This window comes from Niallia sp. Marseille-Q9988 (assembly GCF_976954375.1).
The window spans coordinates 92,320-104,867 of the sequence record NZ_CDRJSZ010000005.1; the positions used below are offsets into that span (position 1 = coordinate 92,320).

Here is a 12,548-nt window from a genome sequence, read left to right on the forward strand (position 1 = left end):
GTATAAATGAAGAGAGAGTGATTTTAAATGCAGCAAGAAACATTGTCTAGAGGCTTGAAAAACAGACATGTTCAATTAATTGCCATTGGGGGAGCGATTGGTACCGGCCTTTTTCTTGGAGCGGGTAAGTCCATTAATTTAGCAGGACCCTCTATTTTATTTGCATATATTATTACAGGTATTATTTGTTTTCTGATTATGCGTGCATTAGGAGAATTACTTTTATCGAATCTTGAATATCATTCATTTGTTGATTTTGTTCATGATTATATTGGAAATAGGGCTGCTTTTGTAACAGGATGGACGTATTGGTTCTGCTGGATCTCCATTGCAATGGCAGATTTAACAGCCATTGGCATGTATACACAGTTCTGGTTTCCAAATGTTCCGCAATGGTTACCAGGCTTTATCGCCTTAATGGTATTACTGATTATGAATTTAGCTACTGTTAAGCTATTTGGTGAAATGGAATTTTGGTTTGCTTTAATTAAAATAATTGCGATTATTGCCTTAATCATTATTGGTTTTATTATGATTGTTAAAGGCTTTTCAACAAATGCTGGCCCATCTAGTTTTACCAATCTATGGAGCCATGATGGAATGTTTCCAAATGGGATGCACGGATTTATCCTTTCATTTCAGATGGTTGTGTTTGCATTTGTCGGTATTGAATTAGTCGGATTAACAGCTGGTGAGACAGAGAATCCTGAAAAGGTTATTCCAAAAGCAATCAATAATATCCCTGTTCGAATCTTGATTTTTTATGTGGGAGCATTGCTTATCATTATGAGCATTTATCCTTGGAATGCTATTAATCCTGCGAAAAGCCCATTTGTTCAAGTCTTCTTGGCAGTGGGAATAGCTGCTGCTGCTGGAATAGTTAACTTTGTTGTTTTAACTTCTGCTGCATCTGCATGTAATAGTGCGATTTTTAGTACTAGTAGAATGACGTATGCTTTAGCAAAGGAAAAGAATGCTCCAGAAGCACTAGCTAAACTGACTAAAAATCAAGTTCCATCAAATGCTTTGTTTTTTTCAGTTATAGTTGTGTTAATTGCGGTTATTTTAAATTATTTCATGCCAGAGGGTGTATTTACATTAATAACAAGTATATCTACGGTTTGTTTTATCTATATTTGGGCAATTACGGTTATTTGTCATATGAAATATCGAAAAACAAGACCAGAGCTAGCTGCGAAGAATAAGTTTAAGATGCCGCTGTACCCTGTTGCTAACTATATTATTCTTGTTTTTCTAGCATTTGTACTTGTTGTCTTAGCACTCGCAGAGGATACAAGAATCGCTTTAATTGTGACACCAGTGTGGTTTATTTTATTATTAGTTATTCACCAATTAAAGTGGAATAGAACTTCTAATTGATTGGTTGCTTTATGAAAAACGATTAAGCCTGGAAAGGTTATTTAAAAGGTCCTGTTTTCGTGTTCATTCTTACTAAATGACACAAGAAAAGAAGGATAGGTACCGACCTCCAAAAGTACTAACTTTTGGGGGTTTTTTAGATTTGACATAGCAATGGACATCATTATTATGATGGACAATAAGTAATGTACAATTAAAAAAGACACAGTGTTGTTTTGAGTACCAATTTTATTGATTTTATAAGGTGGTCGATAAAATGCCCTCATCTAGGATGGAGAGTGTCTGCCACTGATTGCCTGGGAGATCCGCTTAAGCATCAAAGCTGATAATAAACGGAAAAATTCCGCTTAATTAGTAATTTTTATAAAAAAAGGCAGGAATAGACGGAGAAATTCCTCCTATTGGAACGAAACCTTCAGAAATTGGTGATTTTGATGGGGATAAGCGGAAAAACTCCCCTTATTTACCTTGAAACAAGCTCCATTCTGCATTTAACCGGAAAAACTCCGCTAATTTTCCTTTCACGGTTCTTCGGTAAAGGTGAAGACATAAGATTACGACGAATCATATTCCCTGTAACTAAGTTTTATATTCCTAATGAAGAAACTCGCCAATTACTAAAATGATGCCAATACAATAGTCATTTCAGAACATATTTCTCCAAATGAATCGGTTTAAAGGTTTTTTCCAGCCTTTCTCTTGTAAGTTGATTTAAACCAGAAAGAAGATTTTAAAAAATCAAAAAACTAATTGACACCTTCTTAACTAGAATGCTATTATAGTCTTCTTTGGAAAAAGGAGGGAAATGCATTGATTAAAGTCGAAGGTATCAATAAGTCCTTTAAGGTTGCAAAAAGGACAACGGGATTGGCAGCAGGTTTGAAAGCTCTCATACATCGAGAACACAAGATTGTTCATGCATTAAATGATGTGAGTTTTACGATTAATACTGGAGAAATTGTTGGTTATATCGGGCCAAATGGTGCAGGCAAATCAACGACGATAAAAGTGATGAGCGGTATTTTAGTTCCTGATAGTGGCAGTTGTGAAATTATGGGCTATACACCATGGATGGATCGAGTAGAATATGTAAAAAATATCGGTGTTGTTTTTGGACAACGTTCCCAGCTATGGTGGGACGTCCCGGTAATCGATTCTTTTGCCTTGTTAAAAGATATCTATCAGGTACCAGATACGGAGTATAACGACACGCTATCCCTATTAATAGAAACACTTGAATTAAAGGATATTCTACATTCACCAGTAAGACAGCTCAGTTTAGGACAGCGCATGCGTTGTGAAATTGCAGCCTCCCTAATACATAACCCACAAATTCTCTTCTTAGATGAACCTACGATTGGTCTTGATGCAGTAAGCAAAATTGCTGTAAGAAATTTTATAAAAAAAATCAATAAGCAGAAGAACGTAACCGTTATCCTTACAACACACGATATGTTCGATATTGAGGCACTTTGTGATCGAGTCATTTTAGTAGGGAAAGGGAGCTTATTATATGATGGAAATTTACAGGAATTAAGAAGCCGTTTTGGTTCCCATCGCACTATAACACTTGACTATAAATCAAGTACTAGTCCCATTCAAATTCCTGGTACTACTCCGATTTCTTGGACAGAGGAAAGAGCCATAATAAGTGTGGATACTACGATAGTCTCTGTATCGGAAGTAATCATGAAATTGTCTCATTCCCTTGATTTAGTTGATATTTCAGTGACATCCCAGCCAATTGAAGATATAATTGTACAGCTTTATAAGGAGTATGAGATATGAGGACAATGAAACCGTATATTGCTGTATTAAGATTGCGATTATTAAATGGGATGCAGTATCGGGCCGCTGCATTGGCAGGAGTGGCTACACAGTTTTTCTGGGGATTTATTTATATTATGATATTTCAGGCTTTTTATGCCCAAGCAAGCTCAAATCAACCAATTTCTTTAGAAGAATTGGTTACTTATTTATGGCTTCAGCAATCTTTTTTAGCTTTTATTATGCTATGGTTTCGTGATAATGAATTATTTGACTTAATCACAACAGGAAATATTGCTTATGAGCTATGCAGGCCAATTGGGATATATGAATATTGGTTTAGTAAATTACTTGCCCAGCGATTGGCTAGCGCATTATTAAGGTGTTTTCCAATATTATTGCTGGCTTTTTTGCTGCCACCAGCTTATCGGCTGATGTTGCCTCCAGATGTAAAAACGTTCTTGTTATTTTGTCTCTCTCTTTTATTAGGACTATTGGTTTTAGTAGCTATTTCTATGTTTATTTATATTTCTGTTTTTATCACATTATCGCCAATGGGGTCACTTTTAGTCTTTGGTGTAGTAGGGGAGTTTTTTGCTGGGATGGTTGTTCCTATTCCATTAATGCCAGAGTGGCTCCAACAAATTGTTTATCTCCTTCCTTTTCGATTAACGGCTGATTTTCCGTTCCGCGTTTATTCAGGGAATATTCCCAATGGAGAAGCGGTTGAGGGTATATTTATTCAGCTCGCTTGGCTGTTCGTACTTGCTTTTTTTGGGAAGATAGCATTACAAAAGGCGATGAAAAAAATAATTGTGCAAGGAGGATGAAGCTAGATGAAACTTTATTTTCAATACCTTCTCGTATTATTTAAATCACAAATGCAGTATCGAACATCATTCTGGCTGTTATCATTAGGGCAATTTCTTGTTCCGTTTTCTGCTTTTGCTGGATTATACTTCTTATTTGAGCGATTTGGACAAATAAAGGGCTGGGATTTTTATGAGGTTGCTCTTTGCTTTGCCATCATCCACATGGCGTTTGCATTAAGTGAATGTTTCGCAAGAGGATTCGATAATTTTTCCAGTCTCGTTGCAAGTGGTGATTTTGATAGATTGCTTGTTAGACCAAGGACAACATTTGTACAGGTTCTTGGTTCAAAATTTGAATTTACTAGAGTAGGCAGACTTTTGCAAAGTGTTATCGTTTTAGCTTGGGCTTTAAGTAATCTAGCAATCGATTGGAGTTTAATAAAAGTTCTAACACTTTTATTGATGATCATAAGCGGGGTATTCATCTTTACGGGGATTTTTATTTTGGCCGCCACGCTTAGTTTTTGGACCATACAAGGTTTGGAAATTGCCAATATTTTTACAGATGGCGGCAGAGAAATGGCTCAGTATCCTCTAAATATTTATCAAAAATGGGTGACACGCTTTTTTACTTTTGTTATTCCTTTTGGAAGTGTCAATTATTTACCTTTATTATATCTTCTTGGTAAGGGAGGAGAGGCTGGATGGCTATATATGCTAACGCTGCTTGCAGGTATAATATTTATCTTTCCATGCATTTTTGTTTGGATAGTTGGTGTACGACACTATCGATCAACAGGTTCGTAAAAAGACGATGTTTTCTGTTCGATTAAAGGTGGTATAAAACTAGTAAATAAGTTTATATCAACTAGAATGGAGGCGTTATAAATGAGTAAAGAATCAACTACAAGTCTAGCAGGGAAAATACATGAGCCTAATGAGAAGAAACAGAAGGATGAGGCTTCAAAAGGGATGAAAGAAACCCATGACCAGGCAAAAGAGAGTTTAACAGAAGGAACGATTGACAAGAAAAAGGAAAAGGACGAAGAATAACGATTGTTTCCTATATATAGAAATGGGAAGGGAGGAGAGTGTTTAGGCATTCTTCTCTTTTTTGCTGTTGGAGTTTCTTGGTTATCTATTTTGTTTGCATAAGATATACTATAGAGTATTGAAAGATAGGAGAAAGAAAGGCTGTTAGCATGAAAAAAATATGGATAATATTAATTGGCATATTGTTTTTGCTTTTATTTAGTACCTATAAATTAGTGAATGCACGAACCTTTCAGTTGTTTGGTGGATTAACCAATCATGTGGAGACAAAGGAGAAAGTAGTTGCGTTAACATTTGATGATGGACCAACAAAAAATGTGGACGATATTCTAGCATTGCTAGATGAATATGATGCAAAAGCTACTTTTTTTCTTATCGGAAATGAAATAGAAAAGAGCCCTCAAATGGCAGCGGAAATAGCAAAAAAAGGGCATCAACTTGGGAATCATACATACTCTCACAATCGAATGATTTTTAAATCGCAATCCTTTATAAAAACTGAAATAGAAGATACAAATAAATTAATTAAAAAAGCGGGTTATACAGGGGAGATAGATTTCAGACCGCCAAATGGGAAGAAACTTATTGGACTTCCTTATTATTTAAAAAAAGCAAATATGGATACCATTCTATGGAATATCGAACCAGATACTTATTATCAAAGTGTTGAAGATAAAGTAAACTATGTAAAAGAATCTGTGAACCCAGGCTCCATTATTTTAATGCACCCAATGTATGATGAAACAGGGGAGGAAATAAGAGCAATCGAAGGGATTTTAAAAACATTAACAGAGGAAGGCTATACATTTATTACTGTTAATGAGCTACAGGAATTAGCAGGAAATTAAAGGGGATAAGGGGCTGGGACAAAACTAAATAACTAATCTTTAAAGACGAACAATCTCTAATTTAGCTCTTGAATAAAGCTAATTTCTCATGATGGTTTTTTTGTTTTTAAATGGCTCTTTTCTAAAAGATTGTTGCTTATAAATTAAAAAAATGTATATTATACTAACAACAAGAAAAATTTGTTAATATCTAATTAGGAGGTGTTTTTTAAATGAAATTAAAGGGGTTCATAGTTACTTTTGGGTCGTTTGCACTGGCAACAGCCTTACTTTACTTGCTTGGTTATGTGTTTACTATTCCTTGGTTAATGTTTCAATACGAGTACACAAATAATGCAAGTGGGTTCTTTGTTACAACAGGGTCGTTAGTTCCCTTAATAATCGGTTTGGTGATAAGTTTTATTTCCGAAAAAATTTATCTATACAAGTACCGACAAAAACTTGGTTGATTTAAACCAAGTTTTTTTACGCTCTTAGTTTAGCAACAGTTGTGAAATTTACTCGTTGACAAGAACTTAGAAGCATTTGCTTAACAACTTTTTTGGAAGGTAATTGCTTGTTTAGTTCCATATAACAATGCCAAAATAGGTAGTTATCAAGATATTTAGTTGCTACTCCTTGAAATCTATCCATCCACTTCTTCAATCGCTTGTGATAACCATTGACGTGTTGGATATGGTAAATACCTTTCTTCTTGTACTGCTTTTTACTTACGTTGATGGCTTCGTGTTGCAGACTTTTCATTTGAGCAAACTTTTTATAGTTTGTAGCGGTATCTGTGCATAACAAAGCAGAGGTATCGATGTACTTGCCCAACACCTCGTCTATTTCGATAGCAGTAATACGCCCTTTCCCTGCCTTTTGAGAGAATATTTGACCGTTTCTATCGTGAGCCACTACGACACAGATTTGCTCCTTCGATATACCTCGCTTTTTAGCAACTCCACCACGTTTGCGAGCCTTTCTGTGTGTAATCATCTTTTTTCCCTTGTCACTTTCCAAGAAGAATGTTTCATCACTTTCTACAATGCCTTGTAGAGTTTGATGACCAAGTGAACGAACCGCATTCAGGATTTTATGTCTCCAATAAAATGCCGTTGAAACGTGAATTTTAAGTGCCTTTGCTATTTTAGGCAGACTTAATCCTTCAATCATCATTTTGTAATAATCAAGCCATTTGTGAGGGTACTTAGTTCCTGATAACGGGCTACCTGTCATATCGTTAAACGATTTTCCACAATCCTTACAAAGATAGCGTTGGCGTGAACGGTATTTGCCATTACGTTTAACAGACATACTACCGCAATAAACACAAGCTAAACCGTTAGAAAAACGAGTTTCACGAACCTCGCCAACCATCTTGGAAATATCGGTTTTAGGCTCTGGAAACAGGTCTTGTTGTAGAGCTTTGAACAATTCCAATTGTTCGCTCTTGGATAAAGAATGAAAATCTTTATAAACATCGTGCCAAACCATCGCCATCAGGAACACCCTTTCCGCAATTTTTGACACCATTATACATTATTTTTTTCATAGCCACAATTTATACGAAAACAGCCTTTTAAATATAGTTAAGTTTAAAAACTAAGTCGTTCCATTGCGCTACAGACGCACGATGCGCCGGGGAGGAAGCTGAGCCTCCTCGCTGCGAGACCACTGAAAAACTGATAGCTATTGATGATTGGTCGTAACCGCCTTTTAAACTTAGATGTGTAAATTGTTTTCCGAGGTGACCACATGACTCATTGGGGCGAGCGCCGAGCCGCTTCGTCGCTACGCTCCTGCAGGGTCTCGGACTTTCTCGCTGCTCCCATAGGAGTCAAGCGGTCACCTCTCCAAACCAACTTAATATTCGCTTTCAAATAATTAAATTCTTATTTAATTTGGAAAAACTCCCAAAAAAAGGGGGAATATGCGGAATTTCTCCCCATATTCCCCCTTTTTCTTATATAATGGAAAAAAACGTTGGTGGGGAGTATTTTATGCTTGAAAAACAAGAGACATTAAACTTAAGTCCATATATGTTTATCTACGATTTAGTTGTTCCGAAAGATAACATGCTTCGCCAAATAAATGATTTGGTTGACTTTTCCTTTATCCTGGAGGAACTAACATCCAAGTATTGTTTGGATAATGGAAGAAACGCTATCCCACCAATCCGTATGTTTAAATACCTACTCTTAAAGGTAATCTTTGATTTATCCGATATCGATGTGGTGGAACGTTCTAAGTATGATATGTCCTTTAAATATTTTTTAGATATGGCTCCAGAAGATCCAGTGATCAATCCAAGCTCCCTAACGAAATTTCGGAGAATGCGGCTTCAAGATATTGCTTTATTAGACTTATTAATTGGGAAAACAGTAGAAATCGCAGTGGAAAAGAAGATAATCACGAGTAAAACGATTATCGTAGACGCCACCCATACCCTTTCCCGTTATCGAAATAAATCACCGAAAGAATATTTACAAGAGAAAGCCAAAAAAGTACGAAAGTTAATTTATTCGTTCGATGAATCGATAAAGGAAAAATTTCCGGCCAAACCTACTTCGAATGAAGTAGAAAAGGAGCTTGCCTATTGTTCCGCATTAGTAGAAGTAATAGAACAGGAGGCAAAGGTCGTACACATTCCAGCTGTACGTGAAAAAGTAAATGGATTAAAGGAAATAATAGAAGATTTCCAGGAACAGTCGTCTTATTCCAGTGATGAAGATGCGAGAACAGGTTATAAATCCGCTGACCATGCCTTTCACGGCTATAAAACGCATATTGCCATGTCTGATGAACGTATTGTGACTGCCGCTGTTATTACCTCTGGAGAACAAGGAGATGGAAAGTATTTAAAAGAGCTAGTGGAAAAGACAAATGAAGCAGGAATGAAGGTAGAAACTATCTTAGGAGATACAGCATATTCTGCAAAAGAAAATTTAGAATATACCAAGGAAAATAACATGCAGCTTGTTTCAAAATTACACCCAGTAATAACCAATGGACAACCTCATCGTAAGACGGGATTTGAATTTAACAAAGATGCCGATATGTATGCCTGTCCCGCTGGTCACTTAGCCATTAAAAAAGGAAAAAAGAAACGAGAAAAAGATGAAAACAGAAATCCGCAACTAAAATATTTTTTTGATGTTGAGAAGTGTAAAGTTTGTCCATTTAAAAATGGGTGTTATAAAGAAGGAGCGAAAACAAAGTCGTTTTCCGTTACGATTAAATCCAATACTCATTTGGAACAAGAGGCATTCCAAAAGACAGAAGAATTCAAAAAAATGGCAAAAGAACGATATAAAATAGAAGCGAAAAATAATGAATTAAAGAACAGACACGGGTTGAAAAAAGCAACTTCCTCGGGTTTATTTGGTATGCAGATTCAAGGGGCCACCACCATATTTGCGGTGAATTTAAAAAGAATTCTAAAGTTAATGAACGAAAAATAAGGGGAGGAATTGAAGGATTTAGGAAATTCACCTTTCATATATGGAGATATGTGGAAATAAGACATAAAAAACTAGAAAACAGATTTACCGATGATTTTTAGGATTTAAAAATCATCGGTTTTTCAGTGCCCTCCTCGCTGCACTGCGGGGTCTCAGCCTTTCCTCTATTTCCCGCAGGAGTCGAGCGTCCTCCGCTCCATTTCACTTCGTTTTTAAACCTTTTTTCAAACTAATAAACACGAACTTTCATGTGTGTTAACTATATTAAAGTTCGTGTTTATTATTAGTTGAAATGCTTATGTCCCAGCCGCTATTTACTTAACATATCTCTTTGTGCTGCATAAGGTGGATGCTCCATCCAGCCGTTTTTAATCATAATTTTTGCTGCATCTTCCACAAACGAAGCTATTTGAATTAATCCTCTTGTATACATAAAACCTAAATCATGTCTTCCATTCACAGCAACCGAATTTCCAAATGATCTAATCTTCATGGAAAACATATCCACTTTATGAAATAGCATTATTTTTTCAGAAAAAGGAGAAATGGTAGACGTTGTTATTAAATGGTCAATAAATGATGGTGCTGGTAAATCTTCATTATGTAGTTTTTCCATATAAAGCTCTACATGCTTATGAGTGAAATTTTTTCCTCTAATAAATAATTCGCGAATTTCTTCATTTTCTGTAACTTGGCTAAAAGCCATAATTAATGCTTTGCTTGCAGTATTGTTTTCAATATTGTCATAAAGATGAGCGATTTCTAATGCATGTAAAGGTCTTATGTGCCCAAAAAATCCATTTAAAAAATCCTTGTGAACAAATTCAGCTTTTTCAGGTAATGGAATAATAGCTGGTTTACTAATCAGTCCTTTTTTCATTAGCAGTTCGTTGATTTGCTCTATTAAATCCATAGTAGCTTTCATACAATAAATAAAAAATTCCCTAATATCTTCTCTGAAGACTAGTGGTACAGCTATATTATAAATACTCATCCCTGCTTTGGCAGTATATTTAAGATAATGCACATAAAATTCATCTTCAAATAAACGTGGGGCATCAAGATTTACATCTTCTTCTATAGAGAAACCTTTTGGAATTGGAAAATTCTCCTTCTTAAATATGCCTTCTGTCGTATTTAAGAATTCACTACATAATTTATAAGCCTTTTTTAATAAATTTTTAATATCTTGATCCTCCACATGCTGAAGGAAGAAATGGAGATAGCATTTAGACATGCTGTTTCCCGTGTAAGTCGCCCAAAGTTTCCCCATTTCTGCTGATGTAAGCTTTTTAGTGAGGGCCGTTTTTGTTGAACGTATATTCAGTGGTTCACGCGTGTCCATGACAAAACTCCTTTGATTTGTTTTATTTTATTATTCTCCATCATTCCTTATTGTATGCTAAGTGTATGTACCGATTGTTTGATTGATATTAATAGGAGAATTGCTTTCCCTCTGTACATCAATCGTTTAGAATAATACAGAAAAAAGAAAATATATAGGAGAAGATAATGAAAATATTAATAGTGGAAGACGATAAAACCATTGCTACGGGTTTAGAATATAGTTTACAAAGTGAAAAGTATGAAACAATTACATGCTTTAACGCAAAAACTGCAAAAAGAGTTTTAGAAGAGCAATTAACAGATATTGAATTATGTTTATTTGATTTGTCTCTACCAGATGGTTCTGGCTATGAGCTATGTGAGTATGTAAAAAGAAAATCGGATAAGCCTGTAATCTTTTTGACTGCTTTAGATGATGAAGTGAATGTTGTTATGGGACTCGATATGGGAGCAGATGACTATATTACAAAACCATTTCGCATAAGAGAACTTCTATCAAGAATTAAATCTGTTTTGCGACGGTATAATAAGCAGTTGCAGAATAATCCACTAATAGAAATAGATTCTATACGGATTAACACATTGGAAGGGAAAATTTATAAAAGGAATGAGGAAGTAATGGTTACAGCGCTAGAATACCGCTTATTTCTCATTTTTGCTAATAATATCGGACAAGTATTAACAAGAAGCCAGCTATTAGAGAAAATATGGGACGTGGCGGGAGATTTTGTTAATGATAATACTTTAACAGTCTATATTAAAAGGCTCCGCGAGAAATTAGAGGATGATCCTCAAAAGCCCACCATTATCAAAACCATTCGTGGACTTGGCTATAAGGTAGGGGATTAAAATGATTCGTAATCGAGAAGTGAAAATCCTCACTATTGTTTTAGTAATCACTAGTTTTTTTGCTATTGTCTATGCTGCTTTAGCCTATTCTATTTCAGTCGCAGTGTATTTACTTAGCGTGCTTGTTATCGTTTTGGGCTGTTTTTATCAGTTTACAAGATATCGATATAAGCAAATAGATAAGCTATCGAGTTATTTGCAGCAAATAAGTAACGGAGATGAAAGTCTGGATATTCGGGATAATGTAGAAGGCGAATTGAGTATTTTAAAAAACAATATTTATAAGGTTACATTAATGCTATCGGAGCAGAGTGCACATCTACAGAAGGAAAAGTTAAAGCTAACAAATGCAATTTCCGATATCTCTCACCAATTGAAAACACCACTTACCTCCATGTTTGTTATGACTGATTTATTACGGAATCCACAGTTGGAGGAAATAAGAAGACGTGAATTTACGAACAATATTTCGATTCAGCTTGAAAGAATGGAATGGCTTGTTTCTTCTTTACTGAAATTGTCGAAAATGGATGCTGGGACGATTCCTTTTAAAAAGGAGCAAGTGGATGTCAAAAAATTGATTTATAAGGCAGTAGAACCAATATTAATTCCCATGGATATTAAGGGACATGCTCATGCAATTATGGGAGATGAGGATGTTACCTTTATAGGAGATTTTAATTGGACAGCAGAAGCGCTTATTAATATTTTGAAAAATTGTGTGGAGCATACCCCTGAAGGTGGAGAAATACATATTCGATTTTCTGAGAATGTATTATTTACAGAAATCGTTATTCAGGATACTGGAAAAGGCATCGCAAAAAAAGATTTACCTTATATTTTTAAACGATTTTATAAGGGAGAAAACGCAAGTGAAGATAGCATCGGTATAGGGCTGGCGATGGCATATAGTATGATCAAAAGCCAGCATGGTGATATTGAAGTGAGAAGTAAGTTAGGGGAAGGGACTACATTTCATATTAAGTTTTATAAACAGGTTATTTAGTGTGATTGGAATATTAAAGAAAGCGAAAAGAAGTGGCAATAAA

At 35.4% G+C, this 12,548-nt stretch carries 11 protein-coding genes; 9 read left to right on the forward strand and 2 right to left on the reverse strand.

Annotated elements, in window-relative coordinates:
- The first annotated feature begins 27 nt into the window (after positions 1–27).
- From ACWNMZ_RS10350 to ACWNMZ_RS10375, 6 genes are all read left to right on the forward strand, one after another.
- Positions 28–1,380: an amino acid permease gene (locus ACWNMZ_RS10350; protein WP_251630137.1), complete on the forward strand. Its 1,353-nt coding sequence runs from the start codon at positions 28–30 to the stop codon at positions 1,378–1,380.
- 810 nt (positions 1,381–2,190) lie between these two features.
- Positions 2,191–3,168, forward strand: coding sequence for an ABC transporter ATP-binding protein (locus ACWNMZ_RS10355; RefSeq protein WP_031539408.1), 978 nt, complete (start codon positions 2,191–2,193; stop codon positions 3,166–3,168).
- A 5-nt stretch (positions 3,169–3,173) separates the two neighbouring features.
- Positions 3,174–3,977 carry an ABC transporter permease gene (locus ACWNMZ_RS10360; protein ID WP_031539409.1) on the forward strand — a complete coding sequence of 268 codons (804 nt, stop codon included), beginning with the start codon at positions 3,174–3,176 and terminating at the stop codon, positions 3,975–3,977.
- Between the two features lie 6 nt (positions 3,978–3,983).
- Complete coding sequence (locus ACWNMZ_RS10365) at positions 3,984–4,766, forward strand: ABC transporter permease (RefSeq protein WP_031539410.1); 783 nt, start codon at positions 3,984–3,986, stop codon at positions 4,764–4,766.
- An 81-nt stretch (positions 4,767–4,847) separates the two neighbouring features.
- A complete protein-coding gene (locus tag ACWNMZ_RS10370) occupies positions 4,848–5,012 on the forward strand; it encodes a YozQ family protein (RefSeq protein WP_081836705.1) in 165 nt (54 codons plus the stop codon).
- Between the two features lie 149 nt (positions 5,013–5,161).
- Positions 5,162–5,860 carry a polysaccharide deacetylase family protein gene (locus ACWNMZ_RS10375; protein ID WP_031539411.1) on the forward strand — a complete coding sequence of 233 codons (699 nt, stop codon included), beginning with the start codon at positions 5,162–5,164 and terminating at the stop codon, positions 5,858–5,860.
- Between the two features lie 465 nt (positions 5,861–6,325).
- Here ACWNMZ_RS10375 and ACWNMZ_RS10380 read toward each other — a convergent pair whose 3' ends face one another.
- Positions 6,326–7,342: an IS1595 family transposase gene (locus ACWNMZ_RS10380; RefSeq protein ID WP_048717680.1), complete on the reverse strand. Its 1,017-nt coding sequence runs from the start codon at positions 7,340–7,342 to the stop codon at positions 6,326–6,328.
- 500 nt (positions 7,343–7,842) lie between these two features.
- Between ACWNMZ_RS10380 and ACWNMZ_RS10385 the strand changes: the two genes are divergently transcribed.
- A complete protein-coding gene (locus ACWNMZ_RS10385) occupies positions 7,843–9,303 on the forward strand; it encodes an IS1182 family transposase (RefSeq protein WP_449598492.1) in 1,461 nt (486 codons plus the stop codon).
- A gap of 310 nt (positions 9,304–9,613) precedes the next feature.
- On the opposite strand, the gene ACWNMZ_RS10390 is transcribed toward ACWNMZ_RS10385, so the two are convergent.
- Positions 9,614–10,648, reverse strand: coding sequence for a DUF3231 family protein (locus ACWNMZ_RS10390; protein WP_031540684.1), 1,035 nt, complete (start codon positions 10,646–10,648; stop codon positions 9,614–9,616).
- A 167-nt stretch (positions 10,649–10,815) separates the two neighbouring features.
- On the opposite strand from ACWNMZ_RS10390, the gene ACWNMZ_RS10395 reads away from it, so the two are divergent.
- Both ACWNMZ_RS10395 and ACWNMZ_RS10400 read left to right on the forward strand, forming a co-directional pair.
- On the forward strand, positions 10,816–11,499 hold the full coding sequence (locus ACWNMZ_RS10395) for a response regulator transcription factor (protein WP_031540685.1): 684 nt from the start codon (positions 10,816–10,818) through the stop codon (positions 11,497–11,499).
- Between the two features lies 1 nt (position 11,500).
- Positions 11,501–12,505, forward strand: a complete 1,005-nt coding sequence (locus tag ACWNMZ_RS10400) for a sensor histidine kinase (protein WP_031540686.1) — start codon at positions 11,501–11,503, stop codon at positions 12,503–12,505.
- Positions 12,506–12,548 lie beyond the last annotated feature (43 nt).

Bases quoted from the DNA above. Each gene is read 5' to 3' on its own strand.
- ACWNMZ_RS10350 (WP_251630137.1), top strand. From the start codon at position 28: ATGCAGCAAGAAACATTGTCTAGAGGCTTGAAAAACAGACATGTTCAA.
- ACWNMZ_RS10360 (WP_031539409.1), top strand. From the start codon at position 3,174: ATGAAACCGTATATTGCTGTATTAAGATTGCGATTATTAAATGGGATG.
- ACWNMZ_RS10365 (WP_031539410.1), top strand. From the start codon at position 3,984: ATGAAACTTTATTTTCAATACCTTCTCGTATTATTTAAATCACAAATG.
- ACWNMZ_RS10370 (WP_081836705.1), top strand. From the start codon at position 4,848: ATGAGTAAAGAATCAACTACAAGTCTAGCAGGGAAAATACATGAGCCT.
- ACWNMZ_RS10375 (WP_031539411.1), top strand. From the start codon at position 5,162: ATGAAAAAAATATGGATAATATTAATTGGCATATTGTTTTTGCTTTTA.
- ACWNMZ_RS10380 (WP_048717680.1), bottom strand. From the start codon at position 7,342: ATGGCGATGGTTTGGCACGATGTTTATAAAGATTTTCATTCTTTATCC.
- ACWNMZ_RS10385 (WP_449598492.1), top strand. From the start codon at position 7,843: ATGCTTGAAAAACAAGAGACATTAAACTTAAGTCCATATATGTTTATC.
- ACWNMZ_RS10390 (WP_031540684.1), bottom strand. From the start codon at position 10,648: ATGGACACGCGTGAACCACTGAATATACGTTCAACAAAAACGGCCCTC.
- ACWNMZ_RS10395 (WP_031540685.1), top strand. From the start codon at position 10,816: ATGAAAATATTAATAGTGGAAGACGATAAAACCATTGCTACGGGTTTA.
- ACWNMZ_RS10400 (WP_031540686.1), top strand. From the start codon at position 11,501: ATGATTCGTAATCGAGAAGTGAAAATCCTCACTATTGTTTTAGTAATC.